The following is a 23482-nucleotide window of genomic DNA, read 5'->3' on the forward strand; positions in this document are numbered from 1 at the left end:
CAGTCGATAGCGGGACGTGGCCGCGGGGGAGAAGGTGGCGTGCAATTCCTGATGGAGCGGCTGATCAACCGCAGCGAGCCGGACATGGGGCAGGCCCCAGCGTTCGACCCTATCGCGGCGGTGGCTGCGCAGATTCAGCGCATCGTCGAATGTCGGCCCTACGTGGCGGCACGCCTTGCGCGCGTGTGCGACTTCGGCATGCCGCCGATCGTCGATACCGGAATCGGCCTGACCGAGCATGAGCGTTATGGCGCGCGCCTCCTTGCCGCGATCACTCGCTTCGAGCCGCGCCTTTGCGCGCCCCGGCTGGAATGGCTGGCGACTGGCAAGTCGCTGAGACCTTACGCGCTGGTCGTGCACGGCAGTGTGCAGATTGAAGACGAGCCCAGCGCGTTCCGTTTCGAGTTGCCTTATCTGGATAACCTGGCATGAATGCCGACACGTCCCGCCTGAAGATGTGGTTCGAGCAGGAGCTAGCCTCGCTGCGCGATGAGGCAGCGGACTTCGGTGCGTCTTTTCCGGCCATCGCCAAAGAGCTTGAACTCAGTGGCGGGCGCAGCAGCGATCCGCATGTGGAAATGCTGGTGCAGTCCTTCGCCTGGATGGCGGCCCGACTGCGCTATCAGTTGGAAATCGACCAGGCTGTGTTGCCCAACGCGCTGCTTGGTCTTTTGTATCCGCACCTGGAGGCGCCGCTGCCGTCGATGGTGGTGGGAGAGATCGACGTGCGCCCGGACGGCGCCAACTTCGCGCATGGCGCGACACTGGAGCGCGGCCGCTACGTCTATGCGCTGGCCACTAACGAGTTCGGCCAGCAAGTGCGCTGCCGCTTCCGCACTTGCTACGACACACCACTATGGCCGTTGAAGGTCGCTCACGTGGAAGCGATGGCGGCAAACGCTTATCCGCTGGACCCGGCCGATACCCGCACCGCGTCCATCCTCAGCGCCACCATCCATTGCATGGGCAAGGAGCCCGTGCATGCCATGAAGATGCCATTCCTGCGCTTCTGCATCCATGTCGACCACAAACACGCCTATGCGCTGTATGACGAGCTGGCAATGCACCTGGTGCGGATGGCCGTGCGCATCCGTGCCACCGGCGAGCTGCGTTACCTCGACGCTGGGCAGTTGCGCTGGCGCGGCTTCGACGACAACGAGGCCGTGCTGGGCGCCAATCCGCTGACCCATCCAGGCTACCGGCTGCTGCAGGAATACTTCGCGTTTCCGCAGAAATTCCTGTTCTTCGACGTGGTCGGCATGGACCTGTCTGGCGTAGACAAGGAGTTCGATCTCCTGTTCCTGCTCGACGTGCCGCCGTCGAAGGATCACTACTACGATCGCCATCTGCTGCGACTCAACTGCCTACCGCTGATCAACCTGTTTCCGCAGCGCATCGAGCCGTTCGTGCTCGACCAGCGCCAATACGAATACCGTCTGGTCGCCGACGAGCAGAATCATCGTTTCTGCGAGATCTATAGTCTGGAGGAACTGATCTCGATCCGCCCGGATCGCAGCCCGCGAACGATCGCTCCGTACTTCGCGCTGGACGAGATGCAGCGGCTGGATAAGATCGACTACTTCTACGCCACTCGCCGCGAGGTCAACCAGACCGGCGCCGTGCACGGTACCGAAACCTTCGTGTCCTTCCTGGATCCGGAGTTCGATCCGATGTTGCCAGCCGAAGAGATGATCGGTGGCACCGCGCTGTGCACCAACCGCCGGCTGCCGTCGCAGCTGCTGGTGGGCACCGTGTTGTATCTGGAAGGCGCCGGTCCTGTGACTTCGCTGCGTGTGGCTTGCAAACCCACGCCCAACCAGCCGCCGCAGATGGTCGGCGAGCGGCCGTGGGCGCTGGTGTCGCAACTGTGCCTCAACCATCTGTCGCTGGTCGATGGCCAGCGCGGGCCGCCGGTACTCAAGAACATGCTTCGCCTGCACGTGGGGCCGGCCAGCCTTACTGGCTATCGGCAAATCGATGGACTGCGCGCGATGTCTACCCGCCGCGTGCAGAAGCGCATGCCGCGCCGCGAGGCGTGGCGCGGCTTCGTCGATTGTCTGCAAGTGCGCCTGCAAGTGGACCAGGGCCACTTCGAGGGCGGTAGCGCGGTGCTGTTCGGCAGCGTGCTGCACCGTTTCCTCGCGCTCTATGCGGAGGTCAACACCGTTATCGAACTGATTCTCGAATCTTCCTACCGCCGAGGAGAGCTCAAGTCATGGCCACCCCTGACTGGCGCACAGGTGAGTCTCTAGCTGACCGGCTGCTGCGGCGGCCGGCCAGCTTCGACTTCTTCCAGTGGGTCCGCTTGCAGTCGTGGCCGCGGCAGGACGCGGCCGTGCGTCGCGATGGCGCGCGCGCGGTGTCGACGCGCCTGCGTTTCCGCGGTGAGATGTCGCCGGTGTTTCCGGGCAGCGAGATATCGCGTGGACGTCTGCGCACAGAACACCGCCGCGCGGCGGCACAGCCGCGCCTGGAGCTGTTCGTCGCTAACTTCGCGTTGTCGGGTGTACTTGGTCCGCTGCCGGACAGCTTCGCCGAGTGGACGCGCCAGCGGCTGGCCGAACGCGATCCGGCGATGGCGGAATTCCTGGACATCTTCAATCACCGGCTCAGCACGTTGCGTTACGAACTGAAGGCAGCCAGCGTGCCGGCCTTCGACGCGGTACGGCCGGAAGACACGCGCCAGGCAGACGCGGCCGGTGCGTTGATGGGGTTGTCGGCGTTCGAAGGAGACGGTGCGGCCATCCTGGCGCGCCGTGTGCCATTGCCGCGACGGGCCTTACTGGCGCTCTCGGGCCTGATGGCGAACGGCCGCAAGAGCGCCGCGCAGGCGCAGATTGTGTTGAGCGTATACCTGCAGACGCCGGTGAAAGTGGAAGCGCTGGTGGGCGCGTGGCGCGACATTGAGGCAGGCGACCGCACGCTGCTGGGCCGGCGCACCCTTGGAGACGGCGCGCCGCTGGGACGCCGAGTCTGGGTGAATCACGCCGCGGTCGGCCTGCACATCGGTCCGGTGTCATACGCGTGCCTATGCCTGCTGCTGTCCGATCGCGCGCATCAACCGGATGGCGCGCACGACACGCATTTCGGCGACGGCTACCGCGGGCTGGTAGCGATGGTGCATTACCTGTTCGACCGACATGTCGACGCAGTGGTGTCGATCGACGTGGACGACACGGATATTCCACCGACGTGGCTGGGCAGGCCGCGCCGCCTGGCGGGCTTCGGCAGCGGTCACGGTCTGCGGCTGGGCCAGACCGGGTGGCTGGATGGGAGTGTGGGCAGGCCGCGCACGGTGCGCTTCACCATCCGTGCCGACGATGTGCAGGAGGCCGCATGAGCGCGCTACCCACCGACACCGCCGGCCGCACCGCGATCCAGCCGATCGGGCACGCTGGCCAGTCCGATTCGCCGCTGCTTTACCTGCATTGCGGCATCTCGATGATGGGCAATCGTTGGCTGGGCGATGAGACTTTCCGGCTGTTGTCCTTCGAGGGGCAGGAATCGGTGTCCGAACCGTTCGACTTCCAGCTGCAGCTACGTGGCAATACCGCACCGACATTTAATCCGCCTCTGAACTTCGACGCGCTGGTCGGACGGCCAGTCACGGTCGGCTTGTGCCGTCCGATGGTGAGCGAGTCGCCGGACGCCGCCGTGCGCTTCGTGCAGGCGCTGCGCACCGGTTCGGCGCCGTCGATGACGCTATACAACGGCATCGTCAGCTCGTTCGCCATGGACGAGCCGGGCGTGTATCGCGTCGGCATGAAGCCCGCGTTGTGGCGGCTGAATCTCACCAATCGCTACGCAGTGCACGCGCAAATGAGCGTGCGCGACGTGATCGCAGATCTGATGCGCAGGCACTACGTCGACTATTCGCTGGACGCGGTGTCCGGCGAGGACAACATCGCGGTGGCGCGCGTGCAGGACTGGCTGCAGGCCGGCGAGAGCGATTTCGAATTCCTGCGCCGCATGATGTCCAAGGCGCACATCTATTACTACTTCAAGCACACCGGCATCGGGCACACGGTAGTGTTCGCCAATCGCCCGGCTTATCCGCAGGCCTTCGGGCGTCCGCTGCGCTACACGTACACCGCGATCGACGAGCTGGGCATGCAGCAGGACGACGTGGTGTTTCAGTACAGCTACCAGCAGTCGCTCACCAGCACCGGCGTGAACGGGCGCTTCGCGCATCAGGAAAACGCGCCGGACGAGGACCCGGTGCCGACCTTCCAGACCTTCGGTGCATTCACTCCGGCTGATCCGGGCGAACTGCCGTTCAACCAATACCGCACCTACCAGTACGGCATGAGCAGCGGCACGGTGCGCGAATACGTGCGCACCACCGCGTCGAGCATGGCGGGTTCAGCGCGACAGCTTTCTGGTGCCAGTACTTGCGCAGGGTTTCATGTGGGCTGCCAGTTCACCCTGCGCGGCGACATGGCCGAGGGCGTGTCGCCCGCGCCGGTGCGTCCGTCGCTGGAGAACAAGGCTTTCGTGCTCAGCAAGGTCACGCATAAGGCCAGCGCGGACGGCGGCTATACCAACGAGTTCGAAGCCACCGACGCGGCGGCGATGCTCACCGCGTTCTCGGTGCAGGACACGCAGCAGGGCGGCATCCTGGCCAAGGTGGTGGATATGGCCGGACGCGGACCGACCGACTGGCGCTATTACGAGCCGGCCAATTTCGATCCCGCCACCAGCCGGCTGCGCGACACACAGGCCGCGCCGCCTAACCTGTTGGCCAAAGGTGTGTACGTGCAGTTCTCCAGTCCTGGCGCGCCCGCCGATCCGATATGGGTGAAGCTGTCGGCGAGCATGAACTCCGTACCGGAGATCGGCTCCACCGTGCTGGTGACGCGCGCCAGTGACGAATCGGAGCTGCCGGAGGTGCAGCAGCTCATCGCGCCCAACGGCAGCCTGGTGGTGACACCTTCGGGCTGGACCGCCAATACCCACGTCGGCAGCAATTACTCCACCAGCTACGGCGACGGGCAGAGCATTCGCTTCGGCTTGCACTCGGCCTACAACCTCGACCGAGCGGTGGGCATCGTCAACGGCAGCTACGAAAGCGGGCAGTACCGCGATACCAGTTATTCGCAAGGTGCCAGCTACAACTATTCCACTTCCGAAAATGGCGCCGATGGCCTACTCAGCCGCTCGGAGTCCTACGGCAGCACCTACAACACGCAGGAATCGGCCGAGACGTGGAGCAAGAGCACGATCGGCACCACCACCAGCTACAGCACGATCACCGGCAACACCTTCGCGCAGGACGAGGTGATGGGCGTGTCCACGCGCATCACCACACAGAACGTGGTGAACAACGTGACCACCACGGCAGAGCAGAGCAGCGTGAGCACGACCGGCATGAACAACGCGGTGGATACGGTGGGCATGACCACCTCGATGTCCACCACCGGCCGTAGCGCGGGCATCTCGCTCACCGGCCTGGCCGACCAGCTATCGCTCACTGGCGCGCGCACCGAAACCTCGGTGACCGGCATGAGTGATAGCACCTCGGTAACCGGCATCGCACAGCAGATTTCGGCGACCGGCAGCAGCGACACAACTTCGGTCACCGGTACGAGCAGCCAGATCAATGTCACTGGCATGAACAGCCAGACCGGTGTCACCGGCATCAGCACCAATATCAACGTCACCGGCGTCAGTACCGACATCGGCGTGGTGGGCAGCACCACGCGCATCAACGTCACCGGCAGCAGTACCGGCATATCGGTCACCGGCAACAGCACCGAGGTCAGCGTGACGGGCGACGAAACGCGGGTGGGCGTGCACGGGTCGTCCACCTCGGTGGACATCACCGGCGTGGGCACGTCGATAACGCTCGCCGCCGCACGCATCTCGCTGGATATCGTCGGCCTGAGCGTATCGATCCCCGTGGTCTACATCTACGTATGAGGCGCGCATGAAGATCGTCAAACCGATGACTCTCGGCCTGATGCACCGCCCGTATCGCTGGCAGGGCAGGGATCGCCTGCTGGTAGCGACGCTGAGTTTCTTTGCGCTGGGTGGGCGGCCCGAGACTTTGCTGCGCGACAATCTGCAATGGCGCAAGGTGATGTCGGCGCTGCCGCCTGGGCGACCACTGGACGAGTTGATGCCCAAGGCACGCGGTGAAGTATTGCTCGCCGGCAGCGCCTATGCGGCGCACGGCCTGGCAGTCACCGAACAGACAGTGCGCCTGGCAGTAGGCAGCGTAGACAAGCGGCTGCGCGTGGTTGGCGACCGCCAGTGGATGTACGGCATGCTGCCTTGGCTGCAAGTTACCGAGCCGCTGCCGTTCACGCAGATGCCGTTGACCTGGAGTCGCGCCTACGGCGGCGCTGGTCATCCGGCTAATCCCGAAGGGCGTGGCTATGCGCGCAGCGCGCTGGCGGCGTTGTTCGGGCGCAACCACGGCGATATGCCCAATATCGAGGATCTACGCCGGCCGGTGCGCGCGCCGCATCGTCGTTACGCGCCGGCGGGTTTTGGCCAGTTGGACGTGAGCTGGATGCCACGGCGGCAATGGATCGGCAGTTACGGGCGACGCTGGCGCAGCGAGTCGTACCCAGGCCTGGCCGATGACACGCACGCGGAGTTCTTCAATGCCGCGCCGACGGACCAACGCATCGACGGCTTCTTCGTGGGTGGCGAGCCCTACCGCCTGGAAGGCATGCACCCGCGGCAGCCAGTGATCGAGGGCCACCTGCCGGAGTTCCGGCCGCGCGCCTTCGCCCATCGCGCTGGTCAGCCAGCGGATGTGGCGGAAGAAATCGCATTGTTATTCGACACGGTGTGGTTCTTCCCCGACGCGGAGCTGGGCGTGACGATCCACCGCGGCGAGATTGAGGTGGAAGATAGCCTAGCGCTGGACGTGGAAGCGCTGATGGTGGCCTATGAGCACGCCGCCGATACGCCGCAACCGCTATCGCATTACGGCGAGGTGCTCGCGCTGCGGCTCAATCGCGACACGGCCGCGCGCCACGTTTTCAACGAAGCGCAACTGACCCCCGAGCCCGACGCCGTCTTACGCGCTGCGCGGCACGCCGAGGCGCAGGAAGAACAAGAACGCCGCATCGCCGCGCGCGAGGCGCGCGAAGCCGGTCTGGCCGCCGAGTTCGAGGCGTCGACGGGCATGTCCGCGCCGGCGCCGCAACCCATGGCGATGGAATTGCCCGGCCCCGGTGAAGCCGCGATTCGCCGCGGCGATTTCGATCTCGGCGGCATGCTCGACGCTGCCGACCGTCTGGGCCGTGAGGCCCGCGAACAGGCGCAGGCGCGACGCGACGAGGCCGCCGAGCAGCTCGCTCAGCTGCCCGATTTGCCGCCCGCCGCGGCCACCACTATTGAGGAAGCGCTCGCGCGTGCGGCAGGTCGTGCCGGCGCGATGGGCGCAATGAGCGAGTTCGGTGCCCTGGCAGGGGTGCCACCGGTGGCGGTGGAACAGATCCAGGAGTTGCAGCGCAAGGGGCGACTGGCCTCGCCGCAACCCAGCGTGTCTGGCCTTCCGCTGCAACCGGAAGTGGCTACGGCGATCGGGCAATGGTTGCTGTTGCGTGTGCGAGAAGGAGGCTCGCTGCACGGCTGCGACCTCGCCGGTGCGGATTTGCGTGGTGCCATGCTCTCCGGTGCGGATTTGCGCGGTGCACTGCTGGAGGCTTCCGACTTGCGCGGCGCCCAGCTCGATGGCGCTGACCTCAGCGAAGTGGCGCTGACCGGCGCCGCCATGGATGCGGCCAATTGCGCCGCCGCCTGTTTCGACGGCGCCAATCTTGCCCGTACCCGGGCACGCAACGCCGTATTCCGCGCCGCCAGCTTCGCTGGCACGCAGGCGGGCGAAGCCGATTGGCGCGGAGCCGATCTCGCCGGTGCGCGCTTCGAGCGCTGGATCGCGCCGAACATCGTGCTGGAAGGCGCCAATCTCGAACACACCACGCTCGCCGATTGCGTGTTGTTGCATGCCAAGGCCGACGGTAGCCGCTGGGCCCATACCGCGTGGCAGCGCACGGTGGCGCTGGGTTCCAGCTTCGCCAGTAGCGACTGGCGCGAAGCTGCGTTGTCCCGCAGCGTTTTGATGGAGTGTCGTCTGACCGACAGCCACTGGGCCGGTGCGGATCTCAGTCGCGTGCAGGGCGGTGGCGGCGCGGACTGGTCGCGCGCCGACCTACAGCGCGTGCGCGCGGACCAAAGCAGCTGGCGCGGCGCCAACCTGGCCGACGCGAACCTAGCCGAAGGGCAGTTCCGCGAATGCGATTTCAGCGGTGCGCGCCTGCACCATGCTGTGTTGGAGCGAACCCTGTTTTACCGCTCGCTGTTCATGGGCGGCGAACTCACCGGTTGCCATGCGGAGGCGGCGGATTTCTACCAGGCCATGTGCCGCCGTGCGGACTTTCGCGAGGCCGACCTGCGCGAGGCGAACTTCGTGCAGGCCGAATGCGCCGAGGCGCGCTTCGACCACGCGCGACTGGACGGCGTGCGCCTGGAACCGGGCCGGAGGCTGCCGTGAGCGCCGACACGATCAGCTGGGACGACGTCGCCCATCTGCAACGCTTAGGGCGTCCGCTCCACGGCGTGGATCTAGGTGGTCTCGACGGCAGCGGACGCATGCTCGACACGCTGCTTCTCAACCAGGTGACGTGGCGCGGTGCGCGTCTGCTCGGCAGCCGCCTGCAGCACGTGACGTTTGTCGACTGCGATTTGCGCGAGGCGGATTTCGGCGGTGCGGTGCTGGAAGGGTGCAGCTTTACACGCTGCAAGCTGTCTGGCTCTTGCTGGGAGGGCGCGTCTTTGCAGCAGTGTGCGTTCGCGTTGGCCGATCTGTCGGCCTCAGTGTGGACGAAGGCCGAGATTGCCCTGTCGGCTTTCACTCAGGTGGATTTGCGCGGCGCGGTCTTCGCGCACGCGATCCTTCATCGCACGGTGGCCACGCAGTGCGAGCTGACTGGCTTGGGGTTGGTCCACGCCACGCTGGCGCAGGCGGTCATTCCGCAGGCGGACTTCCGCACTATCGACGTGCGCGGACTGGTTGCACAGGCGGCTGTATTGCAGGGCAGCCGTTTCGACGGCATGGACCTGCGCGGCCTTGTGTTGCAGCGTTGCCTTCTGGATGGGGCGGATTTCACCGATGCGCGTCTGGACGGCACCGATCTGCGGGAGGCCAACCTGCGCAAGGCGGTGCTGGCGCGCACGAGCCTGCGGGAAGCGAAGCTGGATCGTGCCTTGCTGCTCGAATCGCAGTGGAGCGACGTGGACGCGGCGGGCCTCGCTTGCGAGGGCGCGCTGTTCCAGTCTGCCGATCTGCAAAGAGTTTCGCTGACCGGCGCGCACGCCACCGGCAGCGTGTGGGACCACGCTCGGCTGGTCGACGTGGATTTCGACCAGGCCGTGCTGACCTACGCGCGCTTCGACCACGCCGTCGGCGAGCGCATCAACTTCTGCCATGCGCGGTTGGACCACGCCAGCTTCCACAACACCCGTTTCGTCGATGCCGACCTGCGTGCGGCGCACACCCGCCGCATGCGCGGCACCTCGTCGCCTCGCCTCGTCGCCGAGGCCCGCGCCCTTGCCCTGGAGACGCCATGATGTTCGCCACCCGCCAAGCAAAATCCGCTACACCTGCGGTTGTTCCGATCTCGCCCGCCTGGTTCGAGGCAACCATTCACGCCGCCGCCGGCCGCGACAACTGGCGCCTCGACGACGGCCGTTCGGCCAGGCAAGCGGTGTCCTGCCTGGTCATGCCGCAGCCGGGCGACCGCGTGCTGTTGGTGGGCATGGCCGACGGCGAATGCTTCGTGCTGCACGTATTGGCGCGCGCTGATGGCGGACGAGCCACGCTGGCGGTGCCGGGTGCAGACGCGGTGTCCATTCAGCAGGCGGAGGTAGATATCGCCGCCACGCGCAGCATCGCATTGCGCGCCGCGGGCAACGTGGAAGTGACGGCAGTGCAGGGGGTGCTCTCGCTCAACGCACGGCAACTGTTTGCCAGTGCCGCCGAGTCGTTGGTGCACACCGCGTGTACCTACGTTACCCAGGTGGAACAGTTCCTGCTCGATGCGCGGCAGTTCTTAAGGCTGCACGGCGAGCAGGCCATGATCACCGCGCGGCAGGACGCGAAGATCGACGCCGAGCGCATCAGTCTGGGGTGAGTCCATGTTCGTCAACACTAATCTCGGTGTGCTCAACCTGGCGTTTCCGGACGTGTGCTTCGTGCCGGTGCTTGGCGTGCCCACACCTATGCCGTTTCCCAATATCGCGCTGTCGTTCGCTGATGTGCCCGCGCAATTCCAGGTGATTGTCGGCGGCGGGCTGGCGGAAAACCTGGTCACCGTGGGTGTTATCAGCAACGGCGATCAGCCCGGCGCGGAAGGCGGGGTGGTCTCGCACCTGTTCATGGGGCCGTTCCGCTCGCTGCTGGGCAGCTTCAAGGTGTTCATGGGCGGCATTCCGTGCACGCACATGCTGGGCCTGGTAGGTCAGAACGGCCTGCTGCCCAACATGGTGGGCGTGTCGCTGACGCCGGCACAGGTCACCGTGATGGTGATGAGTTGATGCGCGGCTACTTTGCCCATGCGGTGGCACTCGCCTTTCTGCTTGCCGGGCTGGCCGGCTGTGGCACGGTGAACAAGCTGCTTGGCCGTACACCGACCACAAGTTTGTCGAGCGTGCGCGTGGCCGCGCCGCCGGGCGCCAATCTCAATTCGGCGGTACAGCTGGACATCGTATTTCTGTACGACACCGCCAGCGCCGCGATGCTGCCCCAGACCAGCCCGGAATGGTTCGGGCAGAAGACCGCGCTGCTCAACGGCATGGGCCAGGCCGTCGATGTGGTGCACCTGGAAGTGCCGCCGGCGCAGGTCGTTGACCCGGTGCCGCTGCCCAAGCGCGCGGGCAAGGCGGTAGGCGTCTATGCCTATGCGGACTACCTGACGAAAGAGGGGCAGGCGCGCGCCGACCTCACCAAGTTCCGCCGTGCCGTGATGTGGCTTGTCGCCACCCAGATTTCCGTGACCGAACAACCGTAGGACATGCCATGAATGCCCTCGACGACGCTCCCGATACCTTGCCCGAACCGGTCTCCTGGTCGGAGGGCATGCTGTTGTCGCCGCATCATTTCCAGCAGAACGATATCTACTGGAACAACCTGCTGCACCGACGCCTGACCATGCTGCAGCCGTATGCCTGGGGCCTGCTGGACATGGCGCTGGATCCCACCGAGCTGACCAAGGGGCGGGTGGTATTCCAGCGCCTGCGCTGCGTGATGACCGACGGACTGGTGATCGACTATCCCGGTCATTTCGCTCCGGCCGCGCTGTCGCTGGATCTGAGCGGCAACGATTGGAATCAGCAGAAGCAGGTGCGGGTGCACTTGCGCGTACCGGTGCGTGGCAAGGGCGCCGCCAGCGACATTGGCGACATGCAGCGCTACACCATCGAGCACGGCAACCTGGAGGCGGACGAAAACACCGGCAAGGACGAAATCGCGGTCGACCGCATGCGGCCGAAGCTGAGCCTGGCGGCTGGCGACAGCGTAGCCAAGAGTTATTGCTCGGTACCCTTGCTGGAGTTGTATGGCGATTCGCGCGGCGTGCACCTGGCCCCGTTTCATCCGCCGATGCTGTGCGTTGGCGCCTCCGGTTTTCAGGGCGAGGGCAGCCTGCAACGTTCGCTGGCCGCGCTGTCGGAGCTGTTGTGGCAGAAATACCGCGAGCTGCTTGGCGTACGCCTGGATGACAGCGGCCAGCCGCGCCTGGACAGCGAGACCAGCGCGCAGGTGCAGGCGGCACGCCATCTGGTGATGGCCTTGCCGGCCTTCGATGTCATGCTGCAGTCAGCCAATACGCATCCGGCGGACCTGTACCTGGGCCTGTCGCAGTTGGTTGGTTTCGTTGCCGCTACACCGGGCGCGCCACCACCGCCGGTGCTGGGGGCTTATGACCACGACGACTGCCTGCCGGGCTTCACGCGGGCCATCGCTTACGTGCGCGATCAGTTGAACCGGCTCAACGCCAACTATCGCGTGCTGGAGTTCCAGCGCGTCGGTGCCTCGGGCTTCCGCATCCAATTGCCGCGCGGCATCGACACCGGCAGGCTGCTGATCGAACTCGCCCCGCGCGCCGGACAGAACGCGGCCACGCTCACCCAGTGGCTGGGCAGTTCGCGCATGGCCAACGAGGAGCTGATTTACCTGTTGGTGCGTCGACGCTACCCCGGTGCGACAGTGAAAGAAGCGACACCAGCGCAGGTAGCCGCGCTCAACCTTCGCGCCGGCTCGTTCGTCTACGAGGTGGACAACGCCACGATCGAGGGTGAGGACGGTAGCTCGCGGCCGCTGATCAGCGAGGGCCACACTTTCGTCATCCTCGGTGAGCCGGACGAACGCGTACCAGCGGCAATCACTTTGTACCTGCCGCGCGAGGGAGCCCCGCCGCGTCCATGAGCGCGAACGCCGCCGCCTCCAACTTTTTGCTCGGGCGCTTCGCGGCGTTTTACGAGGAAGTCGCACGGATCAAGCTCGCCATCCTCAAGGGCGAGGTGGTCCGGCTGTTGCAGCCAGACAACCCGCACGCGGAGATGGAGCCGCACCAGATGGCCGAGCGCATCGCGCACCGGCTGCTGACCGTGCTGGACCGGCAGTCCCGCGATGTGCAGGCGGCGGCAACGAGCGCGGAACTGGATGCCTACCGGAACACGCGTTACGCGATGGTGGCGCTGGCCGACGAGATCTTTATCCTCGAACTCTCCTGGCCAGGCGCCGAGCACTGGCCCGAGCACTTGCTCGAATACGCTGTCGAGCGAACGCGCGTGGCCGGACGCCGATTCTTCACCCTGATCGAGGACTTGATGGGCGCGGGTGAGCGCACTTTGCTGGACGCGGACCTCGCCGCCGTGTTGCTGCTGGCCTTGCAGTTGGGCTTCCAAGGCATGCATCGCGGCCCGGAGGGACGGCAGAAACTGCGCCAGTACCGCGCACGCCTGTATCCGCTGGCCAGCGGGCGCAAGCTGGGCAGCGTGGAGGCGCACGCCTTCCCGCAAGCCTACGACTACACCGTGGTCTCCGACCGCGACAACACGCGCATCGCGCTCGCGCCCTGGCTGCGCGCCGCGGCCTACGGCGCGATCATCTACGTGGTGCTGTCGTCGCTGGTGTGGCTGCTGCTGACCTGGTCGCTGCTCGACGCGATCAACGGAGCGGTATGAATCCGACTGCCGCGCCAGCTGCCGCATCCACCGCAAGCGTCGCCGGCGGCGGCACCGATCCGTTGTTTCTGTGGTTGGCGGTGCTGGCCGCGCTTGCCTTCCTGCTGATCGCCTGGCTGATGTGGCGGGCGCGTTCGAAAGCGATCGCCACGCGTCCGAGCGGGAACCGTGAAGGGCAGGGACGCTGGGTACGTTTGCGCGATGGAGTGAGGCGACGTTACGCAGTGATCGAGCGCGCGCTGCGCTATCTGTGGGCGCGCCGCGACTGGCGCTATCGCAGCTCGTGGTTGTTATTGATGGGTTTTCCCGGCGACGGCAAAAGCAGCTTCGCTGCTTCGGTGCCCGAGGAGCTGCAGCGTGCCGCACGTCAACGCGAGACCAAACAGGAAACCTATCTGAGCCAAGCCGTGCCCAACAGCCAGTGGCTGTTCCTGGAAAGAGGCATTCTGATCGATCCGGACAGCGTACTGGGCGAGCCGCCCAAGGCGAATGCGGGCGCCGCCGGAGCCAACCCGGCCGACGTGCGCTGGAGCGAGATGCTGGCCGACATCGACAGCCTGCGCCCGGATCGCGCGCTCGACGGCATTGTCTGGGTGATCTCTGCCGAACGGCTGTGCACCGCTACGGCGGAACAGCGCGCGGCGCTAGGGCGTTATGCCTACGCGCGCATCCACGAATTGCAGGAGGCTTTCGCCTACGCGCTGCCGGTGTACGTGGTGTTCAGTCATTGCGACACCATTCCGGGCTTCGACGGTTTCTGGCGTACGCAGGATGCGCGTCTGCGCGGCCAGATCGTCGGTTGGTCGAGTTCGACGCTCGACGACAACGGCCTGCCGGCCGACTGGGTACCCAAGGCCTTCGACAAAGTGATCGACGGCCTGCGCAGCCTGGTGCTGGAGGCAGCCACCAGCAAAGACCACATCGACGACGTCGACGGGTTCTTCCTGTTCCCGCAGCACATGCGCAGCCTGCAGGTGCCGGCGCTGGATTTCCTCGCCACGCTGTTCAAGACCAATGTGTACGAGACGCGCTCGTTCTGCCGCGGCCTTTATTTCGCCGGTGTGGTGGGCGCGAACGAGCAGCCGGACGTGGCCGGGCCGCGCAAGGACGTGTCCTTTATCGAGGGGTTCATCCGTGACAAGGCGCTAGCTGAGCAGCAGCTTGCGCAGCGCACGCAGAAGGGATTGCTGGCACGCAACCGGCTGATCCGGCGCCTTCAGCTGTGCCTGATCGGCATCGCGGTGGCTCTCGCGATCGCGCTGCCATGGAGCGCGGCGCAGGTGAATCGCCACGCGCAGGAGCTGCGTGACACGCTCATCAATATTTCGCTCAACAGTAAGACGCTGGCCCAGCACGGTTGCCTGGACCAGGAACGCATCTACAAATTGGTAGCGCAGATCACTCTGCTGAGCGAGAACACGCGTTACGCGGCCATCCCGCTGTCGTGGGTGGACCGCCGCATCCAGAGCGGCGTCACCGACGTGATATCGAAGAATGCGCTGCAGCAGGTGATCCTGCCAGCGATGGCGTGCAAGCTGACGCAGCGGATCGACGCCCTGTCAGCAGCCACTCTCAAGTTGTCGGAGAACGCGACGGCGCCGGACGCTGTCTATGCCGATTACCAGAAGCAGCTCAAGCAGCAGTTGAACCAGCTGTCTGCGCTGGAAGACAACCTGCAACGTTTCGCCCGCATCGCGCAGACCGGCATGGTCGCGCGGCGCGGTGTGCTGGTGGATTTCGGTGCGCTAGCCGAATACCTCTACGGCAGCCCGCTGCCGGCCGATACCGTGAAGCGCGACAGCCCGCTGGGCGATGCGCTGGTGGCGGCACACTACGCGGACCTGCCGTCCATCTCGGTCGAAATGCGCGAACGCCTGGGCAAGCAATTCGAGCGCATGGCCGCCCAGGCCGAGAGCGATCTGCTGCGCCGCGCCGCGGAGGGTGTGTCCCTGTTGGCATCGCTGCAGGAGGGCAAGCCGCCGCTCCTGGATAACTTGCGCAGCTTCAACAGCTGGCTGGGTTGGGTACACAACCGTTGGCTGCTGAGCACGCCGGTGGACAACCCCTGCACACGCATGGGCGACGAAATCGCGCCAGGCATCGAGGATCTGATCAAACAGCATCGTTACGACCCGAGCCTGCGCAATACGTTGAGCTATTTCGACCAGGAGAGCTGCTATCAGCCGGCGGTGGACAGCCTGCGCAGCGCCACCCTGGCGCCATACGGCTCGCTGTTTGTGATCAATCCCTCCACCCATCGGCTGGAGGGCATCAGCCCGGGTCTGGGGCGCGAGGTCGGCGGCCTGCATGACCTCGCCGCTACCGCTTTCATGCAGATCAAGTCACCGTTGCCATACAGCTGCAATGGTGCCGCTGGCGGATGGCGGCCAAGCACCTTCGACGCCGTGTTGGCACAGCTGCGCGAGTACCAGGAATTCGCCAGCCGCGAGCGATTGGGGCAGGTGGGTGTCGCCAGCGATCAGCCGCTGTACGAACGTCTGGCGCGCACCCAACTGCAGTTAGCGCTGCAGGACAGCCTGGCGCGCAATCAACGCGGACAGGTGCAGGTCGTCGACACTGGCCTGGATGCCTCCTCGCAGTTGGACCGCGAGCTGTCCGAGGAGAGCTCCGGCCTGTCTGCGGCGATCGACCCGCTGCTGCAGTCGCAGCAGCGCATGCGCCAACTGGGCTTCGGCAGCCTTGCGAACGAGATAGGGCAGTGTGCGCAGAACTATGCCTCCAGCATGCTGCTGGACGCATCGTCGCTGGCCTCGTCCAGCCATCTATATGATCCGCCGCTGCCCAGCGGCGGCGATGACAACACGCCGCTGTTCGACCTTGGCACGGTGCCGGTGTTGCAGGGCTACCTCGACCGCCAGCTGCAGCGCGTGCAAGTGCTGTCGCGCTACGCCGCGCCGTTCGTGACGCTGCTCAGGCAGACCCAGGGCGTCGACAACAGCCAGCGCATCAACACGCAAGTCGATGCCTACTGGGGTGGCACCATCAGCGAGTTGAACCGCGCGGTGCAGTTCGCCGATCCGGCGGGACAGGTCGCGCATCTCAATGATTTCTTCATCAAACAGTTGGCCAATCTCACCTATGCCAATTGCGAGGCAACGCTGGCCGCGTACGCGTCGCCATCGCCGGGCAACGATCTGTTCTCCGCGCGGCGCGGGGAGATGGAGAAGCTCACCAAGGCCGCCTGCTCGGGGCGTGGTCAGTCGAGCTCGGACCTGCACTACGCGCGCATCGGCATGCTGTTCAACAGCCAGCTGGCGGGGCGCTATCCGTTTGGGCCGACCGATTCACGCGAGGTATCGCCGGCGGTGGTCAAAGCGTTTTTTGCCTACTACGCCAAGGAGAAGCCGGAGCTCAAGACATGGCTTGAGCACGCGACCGGCGCGCGCGCGGCAAAGATGAAGGCCTTCCTCGACCAGCTCGACGCGGTGGAAACATTCTTCGCCGGTACCTTGTCCGCACAACCGCAAAGCCTGCCGATCCAGGTGAAGGTGGGTTTCCGCGCCTTGCCCGATCGCTCACCGATCAGCAATCAATTGATCGGCTGGACGTTGCACGCCGGTGGCGCCCAAGGCGCGGCCTGGCCCGGTGTGAACGACAATTTTGCGTGGAGCGTGGGCGCGCCGCTGTCGCTGGATCTGCAATGGGCCGACCGTTCGCGCTACATGCCGCTTCCCGATCCTGCGCAGCCGGATCTGCGCAGCAGCGGCTACCACGCGATATTCGAGACCGGCGGTTCGTGGGCTCTGCTGCGCTGGCTGGATGCTCGCGGAATGCCGGCCGAGAGCGGCGCGCTGGACGCGGCGCAGCGGCTGTTGCGCTTCCGGGTACCCGTGCTGGACGGCAACGCGGCGTCTGATGGCGGCAAGGCGAACGACCAGGCCGATCTGTATTTGACCTTGAAACTTTCTGGCACCGACCCGGCCACCAAGGCGCCGGTGCCGTTGGAGGCGCCCGCGTTCCCGCGCGAAGCGCCCGTGCTGTGGTGATGATGTCTGGAGTCGAGCGATGAGCCAGTACGCGCAAGCCAAGACGATGGAGACCACGCCAATGGAGAGCGCGACCGCAACCGTCTGCGACGACGGCGGATACTTCGAACGCCGCCTCGGTCTTTCCCTTGCGCGGTTGCTCGCGCCGCTGGATGGCCCGCAACCGGCTGGCGTGCCGGTGCGCGGCAGCATGGCGTTCCGCATGATCCAGCAGCTGCGGCAAAGCGACGACACCACGCTGCCGATGGGGACATGGGCCATCGAACTTCGGCGTGCCAACTGGCCCAAGGTTTCGCAGCTGGCTGCGGGCACGCTCGACACAGTCGGCAAGGATCTACAGCTGGGCGCGTGGCTGCTGGAAGCCGAGCTGCAGCAATGCGGCTACGCCGCCCTGGCGCCATGCTTCACGCTGTTGCGCGGCCTGTGCGACGAGTGGTGGGAGGCACTGCATCCACGCGACGACGGTGAAGGCTTCGACGCGCGCTGCAACATCGTGCGCTGGATCAACGAGAAGCTGCTCAACACCATCGCACTGCTGCCGCTGGTGGAGGACGACGAGCACGTCGCCAGTTGGTCGCAATGGGAACTGGCCCACTATCACGAGCGTATGCGCGCGGTGAACGGCAACCTGCCGGACGAGGCGCAAGAGGCCGCGACGCTCCATGACCTGCATGAGTTGCTCGCTCGGGTGGACGCCGCGGCGCTACGCGAACGCCACGCGGTGGTTGGCGAAGGCCGCGCCGCCATCGCCGCATTCGAGCAGGCGTTACGCGAACGACTGGGCGCGGAGACACCTTCGTTAGGCAAGCTCGACGAACTGCTCGCACGCATCGAAGCGCTATTGCGCGGCGAGCTGACTCGGCGTGGACCGGCGGCGTTGCCGCCCGTTGCGTCTGCGTCCGGCGGCGATGCGGATGAAGACACTAGTGAAAGCGAAGGCGAGCCGCGAAGCATGGCCAACATGCTCGGCGAGCGCGAACACGCCTATCAAATGTTGACCGAGATCGGCGAATACCTGATGCAAGTTGAACCGCACAGTCCGGTGCCGTATCTGATTCGTCGCGCGGTGGCGTGGGGGGGGTTGAACGCAGCGGAGCTGTATCGGGAGGTGTTTCAGAAAGGGGGAGGGCGCATCGACGTCTTCGATTTACTTGGGGAGCAAACCGATGCCTGACGTCCGGCCAAAGGCCCATCCATCACAAGGGGGATCGCATGCCTAGCCACAATTCCAACTGGACGTGGGCGCCAGTCAAGGAGGGCAACACCACGGTCGGGCGCGTGCGCTACGCCGCATCCAACGCTCAGGACTACCGCAACTTCAAGGCACAGGCCGCGGCGCCACGAACGAACCGCTTCGGTCATCGCCAGATCAATCACGTTGCCGGTGGCGGCATTAAAAAAGCTTACGTGTCGATGAAGCTGCGGCGGCGTATGCCAAATTCGCAACGCGTAGCCCTGGCCGGCATCAACGTGCTCAATCCCGGCTACAACCCGGCTGGTGCGCACAAGGCGCACCTTGCACCCGATGTTTTCGGCGCTCCCAGCCGGCGAGAAAACCTCGCCAATGAACGGCCATCCATCAATCTGCGCGGCCACAAGAAGATCGAGAACCGCATCAATCGGCTGATGAAAACCGTGACCGCGCCGGGCGACACCAGCCCCACGCGCACGCGCGGCGGCCTGGTGGTGTCCGAGGATTACAGCAACGCCGGCCAACCCACCGGGCGCACCTACATGACCAGCATCAAGGACCACACGACCAATACGCGCTCGTACCACAAGCTGACCTTCACCCCGATGTGAGGCCGCACTGATACGTGCGACACGCCGCCTCGTCCATGCCGGGCAACCATGCTGTAGGGCATCTATGCCATCTCATCCTGCCAAAGACAAACTGACACTTCGCCACGCTTTTACGAGCGTGCGCAACAGTGTGCGCTTCTATGTATCGGGCGGCCCTCCCAAGCAGAAGCAGCGACTGGGGAGGCTTGCTCGAAAGGGCTTGAATCCCGCGCTCAGGACCGAACTGAAGCAACTGCGCAGCCAGTGGGTCCCTTGGGCCAGGCAGGGAGGTGGAGGCCAGTACCAGCGCAAGATCCGCGTAAAGACAAGCAACGTACTGACCAATCGCCCAGGAGCGGTGGCGAGTTTCGTCGGCATTGGGCTGGACGAGAATATCGCCACGCGTATCTTGAAGGTGCGCACCAACTGGGCGGGTATTGGCCGGAGAAAAGCCAAGGACATATTCAACACTCGCTCACGCACTGCCGACCTCGTCTGGTACAACCCGCCGCCGAATCCCGCAGCCGCGCCGGGAAGCTGGGAACCGATCGCCGGGCATACGCCCTCGATCAAGTCCGCGGCGATCGGGGGAACGGCGGCTGCGATTACCGTTGGCCATGGCAACGGCCGGCCCGGCAGTGGGCGCGACGGTACCCGTGAATTGGCGGTGGATCGAAGCAGGCAGGATGCGACCTCGCCCACTCCCTTTCTCGACACGTTGGTGATGGGCTCGCTGGCGACCATCAAGTACATGGCCGAGCCGTCGACGCGGCTCGCCCTGGCCAAACCGCACGTGCAGGCGCTGCCGGGACCGCGCTTCGCAGCCCTCACCGGCAACAACGATCTGCGCCAGCCGGCTACCTTCGACAGCATGGTCGAGCACGTGCAGGAAGAGCGCGAGCGCAAGAAGTGGGAAGTCGGTTCGGTCATGCACGGCAACGACCGCCTGAAGGGCATGGTGCCGCCGACGATCCGCAGCTATCTGGATGCGCACGGCAACCAGCCGCATACCGCAATGGAGGCCTTCCGCCACGACCTTCATAACGCCTGGATCAAACCGTCGGTCAACACTTCACCCGAATCGGATACACGCGATCTCACCACCAAGTCGCTGCATCACATGGCGACCAAGACCACCACCACGGGACGCCGACAGCGCTCTCTCAGCGACGCGCGCACGCTGCCCGTAGTCGCACCGCCGAACAGTCGGGGACATTGAGGGAAGCCGCGCCCATCACTCATTACGTCGCACGCCGAACAGGAGGAGTTGTTCATGCCCAAGAAGCGAAATTCAAACTGGACCTGGGCCTTCGTCAAAAATGGCAATGCCAATGTGGGTCGTATCCAGTATGCGTCCAGCACCAAGCAGGAATACAACGCCTTCAAGACCAAGGCCAACCTCACGCGCGGCGTGCCGCGTTTCGGGCAGCGGCAGAAGAATTATTTGGCGGCCCAGGGTGGCGGTATCCGCAAGACTTACGTGTCGGCCTCGTTGCGTCGGCGCATGCCGCGTGCGAAGCGCGCCGACCTGGCTGCGGTCGGCGTACTCAATCCCGCTCACAACCCGCCAGGCGGCGGACACAAGTCGCACCTCGTGCCGGACATCTTCGGCGGTCCCAGCAGCGCGCTGAACCTGGTCAACGAGATGAAGCCGATCAACTTGAGCGGCCACAAACGCATCGAGAATCGCATCGACCGCATGATCAAGGCAGTGACCGCGCCGGGCGACACACACCCCACGACCAAGCGCGGTGGCCTAGTGATGCGGGAGAACTACAACCAGCAGGGCAGGCCGACACAACGTACCTACATGGTGAGCGTGAAGGACCGGGTGAACAACACGCGCGGCTACCACAAGCTGACGTTCACGCGGTTGTGAATCCAGGAGGGCTACGCCAATGGGACATCGAAAATACGAAAGCCCCCAACCCCGGGAGCCGGGATTCTTCAAACCCAGGCGACACAGGCCCGAGCAGGTGTCCACGGGGGCAGACATCCTCCACCACGGAGGCATCGTCGCCGGCCCCTACGGCACGCCGGGCTACACGCACGGCAAAGGCGTATCGCCCGGCCCGCTCCGATCCGCGGAGGGGCGCAAGGCGAAAAGCCTGGAGGTGTCGGCGAAGCTGACCGCCGCCAACCCCATCAAGCGCCAGCCCATCACTATCACGCATCGCGAAGACGAGTATGGCTCGGGCGCGTTCTGGGATCACTACACCACGCGCAGCACCACCGGCCGCGCAACGGAGATCAGCCGTCATCCCGAGGTGACGCCGACCCTCGAAGCGCCTGGCATGAAGAAGCAAGGCAAGTTCAAGGGCGACTTGCCCGGTGGAAGCCCGTCGTCCCGCATAGGGGGTGGCAAGGGCTTGCTGATGATCACCGGCGGAAACTACGGTCTGGATTCGGAAGCTCCGCGCAATCCCAGTCATGTGGTCTCGGGTAGCGCCAGCGAGCGCCATGGTCGCCGCGTTGCGCACGAGAAGGACCAGCTGAAGCAGGCTCAGCAGACCGGGCGGCCGGTACTTGGGATCTGCGGCGGTTCCTGGCGTGTACTGGAGTCTTATGGGGGAAGCACTCTCGGGGTGCAGCCGAAGACGCACCAGACCAAGAAAATGCCGTACCTCACCACCAAGGGTGTGGTGGCCAAGGTTGCCAAAGAGCATAGCCTGGAGGTAACGCCACACACCATGCTGTCCAGCGCGTTCAAGGACGATGCCGGGCATACGCCTGACCAGGTCAATACCGCGCATTGGGCGGTTGCGGAGGAGTCGCGCCCCGGCCGACTCAAAGGGACGCCCATGCTCGGCCCCGAACACAAGCCGTTGCTGACAGTGAGCGCGCGCGGCGGTACATCCGGCGATCCGCCCTACATCAACCGAACCAGCAAGCAGCATGCGCAAAGCGTCGAGGCCTTCGAGACTCGTCACGGCGCGCCGACGATGGGCATCCAGTGGCATCCAGAGGCCTATGGCGGAGATTTTCCAGCATCCCATATCCAGGCCAACAAGCGCTTGCTCAACTGGATGGCGCAAGCCGGCGACGCTTATGAGGCGCGCAGGGACATGACTACCCATTTCAGCGCGGCGGTTGATCCACGGCGTTCCGCGCCCGCGAGCCTTGTTGGCAACCGGGCTTTTGCTGTGGCGCGAAAGAACGCGCAGAAGAGCCTCGGACGCGACGAGGCCGGCGCGATCGAAGCCCACCACGATGCGGCCTCGGAGTTGAGCCGGTGGGTGGGAACGAAACGCCTGCAGCCTGTCTACCTCGCCAAGAACAAGGCGTTCCAGATCGCCCGCAGTAACGCGAAGTTGTGAGAGGTACGCGCGCTGTCCATGACATGCGCGGATACCGCGGAAACATCACATTCACCGCTCGACCGATCATCGCCGCGCACAGGAGTCAGACATGCCCAAAGACAGTCTCAGAACCCGGGTGGCGAACAAATTCGCCGAAGCCAACCGCACCGGTGTCGCACCCAAGGTTAGCGGGCGCGAACAACGCTTGGTCGACGACGTCACGGCCAAGCTCGCCAAGGCCAACGAGACCGGCAACCGCGCGGAGATTCCCAAGCGCTGGACGCCGGTGGTGGCGCGCGTAGCGCGAACGCCGCAAGCCGGCTTCACGCCGGAATTGCTGCGGGCGCAGAAGCAGAAGCTCAAGCCGGTGGAGGAAGTGCGCGTGCATGGCGAGCTGAACAACGTGCACGTCAAGCGCGCAGCCGGCCAGGACGCAGGTTCGTTCGTGGATCTAGCCGCCGACGCGCGGAGTTCCATGCACAGGTTGATGAGCCAGCCAGTCGGCAACAGGATGATGAAAGAAATCGACGCGCGCGTTACGCAGAACCGTGCGCATGCCGGCGACCAAGCCAAGGTTTACATCCGATCGCTCAAGCCCGGCGATGCGTCGAACATGAATGCGCCACACGCAACGCCTGGTGTGGAAGAGGGCTATCGCTTCGACGGCAAGGAAGGGAAGGGCTGGGGTAGTGAGGTGCGCATTAACCCCAACGAGGCCACCGCCAATCGCTTCGTTGGCCTTGGCCACGAAATGGTGCACGCGCACAGGTTGGCCTACGGAAAAGCCGTCGGCGTACCGCAGCTCAACCAGGCCAACCACCCGCTGTTTACCAATCCGACGTCGCAGGGCGCCAACGTCGAGCGTGGCCAGAACGTCGCATTCGGCAAGCATCTGATGGAGGTAGTCCAGACCACTAACCATCTGCAGGAGGAGTTCGAGACTGTCGGCCTGAGCAAGACGCCACGCGGTGCGTTCAACCCGAGCGAGAACATGCTGCGTGCCGAGCACGGGTTACCAGCGCGCACCGATTACTCGAAGACCAAGCCGGGCCAAATGAGCGAAACCGTCGCGAAGGTCGACGAGTTGTTCGACAAGCGCTCCGGCGTGACCAAGGCCTGGCACAGCCTCTCAGGCGGCAAGCCACCGACGCCGGTGAGCGACATGATCAAGCGCTACAAGGATTGAGGACTACG

18 protein-coding genes are annotated in these 23482 nt (G+C 65.1%); all 18 read left to right on the forward strand.

Annotated features, from left to right (window positions below):
- The first annotated feature begins 39 nt into the window (after positions 1–39).
- The 18 genes from BM338_RS14370 (at position 40) to BM338_RS14455 (ending at position 23474) form a co-directional block, all read left to right on the forward strand.
- The gene (locus tag BM338_RS14370) at positions 40–432 is read left to right on the forward strand and encodes a GPW/gp25 family protein (protein WP_090451805.1); all 393 of its coding nucleotides are present in this window, start codon (positions 40–42) and stop codon (positions 430–432) included.
- Positions 429–2252: a type VI secretion system baseplate subunit TssF gene (tssF, locus tag BM338_RS14375; protein ID WP_090451807.1), complete on the forward strand. Its 1824-nt coding sequence runs from the start codon at positions 429–431 to the stop codon at positions 2250–2252. The genes BM338_RS14370 and tssF overlap by 4 nt, the downstream gene beginning before the upstream one ends.
- The gene (gene tssG, locus BM338_RS14380; protein WP_090451809.1) at positions 2216–3340 is read left to right on the forward strand and encodes a type VI secretion system baseplate subunit TssG; all 1125 of its coding nucleotides are present in this window, start codon (positions 2216–2218) and stop codon (positions 3338–3340) included. The genes tssF and tssG overlap by 37 nt, the downstream gene beginning before the upstream one ends.
- A complete protein-coding gene (locus BM338_RS14385) occupies positions 3337–5919 on the forward strand; it encodes a contractile injection system protein, VgrG/Pvc8 family (protein ID WP_090451811.1) in 2583 nt (860 codons plus the stop codon). Before tssG ends, BM338_RS14385 begins: the two co-directional genes overlap by 4 nt.
- Before the next feature lie 7 nt (positions 5920–5926).
- A complete protein-coding gene (locus BM338_RS14390; RefSeq protein ID WP_090451813.1) occupies positions 5927–8509 on the forward strand; it encodes a DUF2169 family type VI secretion system accessory protein in 2583 nt (860 codons plus the stop codon).
- On the forward strand, positions 8506–9585 hold the full coding sequence (locus BM338_RS14395; protein WP_177229356.1) for a pentapeptide repeat-containing protein: 1080 nt from the start codon (positions 8506–8508) through the stop codon (positions 9583–9585). Before BM338_RS14390 ends, BM338_RS14395 begins: the two co-directional genes overlap by 4 nt.
- Positions 9582–10148 carry a DUF3540 domain-containing protein gene (locus BM338_RS14400; RefSeq protein WP_090451818.1) on the forward strand — a complete coding sequence of 189 codons (567 nt, stop codon included), beginning with the start codon at positions 9582–9584 and terminating at the stop codon, positions 10146–10148. The genes BM338_RS14395 and BM338_RS14400 overlap by 4 nt, the downstream gene beginning before the upstream one ends.
- Positions 10149–10152: 4 nt before the next feature.
- Entirely contained in the window at positions 10153–10551 is a 399-nt protein-coding gene (locus BM338_RS14405; RefSeq protein ID WP_090451820.1) for a DUF4150 domain-containing protein, read from the forward strand.
- Complete coding sequence (locus tag BM338_RS14410) at positions 10551–11024, forward strand: hypothetical protein (RefSeq protein ID WP_090451822.1); 474 nt, start codon at positions 10551–10553, stop codon at positions 11022–11024. Before BM338_RS14405 ends, BM338_RS14410 begins: the two co-directional genes overlap by 1 nt.
- Positions 11025–11032: 8 nt before the next feature.
- Positions 11033–12439 (forward strand): type VI secretion system baseplate subunit TssK, encoded by a 1407-nt coding sequence (gene tssK, locus BM338_RS14415; protein WP_090451824.1) that lies wholly within the window; start codon positions 11033–11035, stop codon positions 12437–12439.
- A complete protein-coding gene (locus BM338_RS14420) occupies positions 12436–13200 on the forward strand; it encodes a DotU family type IV/VI secretion system protein (protein ID WP_090451826.1) in 765 nt (254 codons plus the stop codon). The genes tssK and BM338_RS14420 overlap by 4 nt, the downstream gene beginning before the upstream one ends.
- A complete protein-coding gene (locus BM338_RS14425) occupies positions 13197–17207 on the forward strand; it encodes a type VI secretion protein IcmF/TssM N-terminal domain-containing protein (RefSeq protein ID WP_090451828.1) in 4011 nt (1336 codons plus the stop codon). Before BM338_RS14420 ends, BM338_RS14425 begins: the two co-directional genes overlap by 4 nt.
- Before the next feature lie 19 nt (positions 17208–17226).
- Positions 17227–18381, forward strand: a complete 1155-nt coding sequence (gene tssA, locus BM338_RS14430; protein ID WP_090451830.1) for a type VI secretion system protein TssA — start codon at positions 17227–17229, stop codon at positions 18379–18381.
- Positions 18382–18419: 38 nt separating this feature from the next.
- Complete coding sequence (locus BM338_RS14435; RefSeq protein WP_090451832.1) at positions 18420–19010, forward strand: hypothetical protein; 591 nt, start codon at positions 18420–18422, stop codon at positions 19008–19010.
- Between the two features lie 199 nt (positions 19011–19209).
- Complete coding sequence (locus tag BM338_RS14440; protein ID WP_143109307.1) at positions 19210–20208, forward strand: hypothetical protein; 999 nt, start codon at positions 19210–19212, stop codon at positions 20206–20208.
- A 54-nt stretch (positions 20209–20262) separates the two neighbouring features.
- Entirely contained in the window at positions 20263–20868 is a 606-nt protein-coding gene (locus tag BM338_RS14445) for a DNA/RNA non-specific endonuclease (RefSeq protein ID WP_090451836.1), read from the forward strand.
- A gap of 97 nt (positions 20869–20965) precedes the next feature.
- Positions 20966–22306, forward strand: a complete 1341-nt coding sequence (locus BM338_RS14450) for a gamma-glutamyl-gamma-aminobutyrate hydrolase family protein (protein WP_177229357.1) — start codon at positions 20966–20968, stop codon at positions 22304–22306.
- A gap of 91 nt (positions 22307–22397) precedes the next feature.
- The gene (locus tag BM338_RS14455) at positions 22398–23474 is read left to right on the forward strand and encodes a M91 family zinc metallopeptidase (protein WP_090451840.1); all 1077 of its coding nucleotides are present in this window, start codon (positions 22398–22400) and stop codon (positions 23472–23474) included.
- Positions 23475–23482 lie beyond the last annotated feature (8 nt).

The organism is Dyella sp. OK004 (genome assembly GCF_900114495.1).
Taxonomy (GTDB): domain Bacteria; phylum Pseudomonadota; class Gammaproteobacteria; order Xanthomonadales; family Rhodanobacteraceae; genus Dyella_D.

Excerpts from the sequence above, each read along its gene's own strand:
- tssF (WP_090451807.1), top strand. The coding sequence starts at position 429 with ATGAATGCCGACACGTCCCGCCTGAAGATGTGGTTCGAGCAGGAGCTA.
- tssG (WP_090451809.1), top strand. The coding sequence starts at position 2,216 with ATGGCCACCCCTGACTGGCGCACAGGTGAGTCTCTAGCTGACCGGCTG.
- BM338_RS14385 (WP_090451811.1), top strand. The coding sequence starts at position 3,337 with ATGAGCGCGCTACCCACCGACACCGCCGGCCGCACCGCGATCCAGCCG.
- BM338_RS14390 (WP_090451813.1), top strand. The coding sequence starts at position 5,927 with ATGAAGATCGTCAAACCGATGACTCTCGGCCTGATGCACCGCCCGTAT.
- BM338_RS14400 (WP_090451818.1), top strand. The coding sequence starts at position 9,582 with ATGATGTTCGCCACCCGCCAAGCAAAATCCGCTACACCTGCGGTTGTT.
- BM338_RS14405 (WP_090451820.1), top strand. The coding sequence starts at position 10,153 with ATGTTCGTCAACACTAATCTCGGTGTGCTCAACCTGGCGTTTCCGGAC.
- BM338_RS14410 (WP_090451822.1), top strand. The coding sequence starts at position 10,551 with ATGCGCGGCTACTTTGCCCATGCGGTGGCACTCGCCTTTCTGCTTGCC.
- tssK (WP_090451824.1), top strand. The coding sequence starts at position 11,033 with ATGAATGCCCTCGACGACGCTCCCGATACCTTGCCCGAACCGGTCTCC.
- BM338_RS14420 (WP_090451826.1), top strand. The coding sequence starts at position 12,436 with ATGAGCGCGAACGCCGCCGCCTCCAACTTTTTGCTCGGGCGCTTCGCG.
- BM338_RS14425 (WP_090451828.1), top strand. The coding sequence starts at position 13,197 with ATGAATCCGACTGCCGCGCCAGCTGCCGCATCCACCGCAAGCGTCGCC.
- tssA (WP_090451830.1), top strand. The coding sequence starts at position 17,227 with ATGAGCCAGTACGCGCAAGCCAAGACGATGGAGACCACGCCAATGGAG.
- BM338_RS14435 (WP_090451832.1), top strand. The coding sequence starts at position 18,420 with ATGCCTAGCCACAATTCCAACTGGACGTGGGCGCCAGTCAAGGAGGGC.
- BM338_RS14445 (WP_090451836.1), top strand. The coding sequence starts at position 20,263 with ATGCCCAAGAAGCGAAATTCAAACTGGACCTGGGCCTTCGTCAAAAAT.
- BM338_RS14455 (WP_090451840.1), top strand. The coding sequence starts at position 22,398 with ATGCCCAAAGACAGTCTCAGAACCCGGGTGGCGAACAAATTCGCCGAA.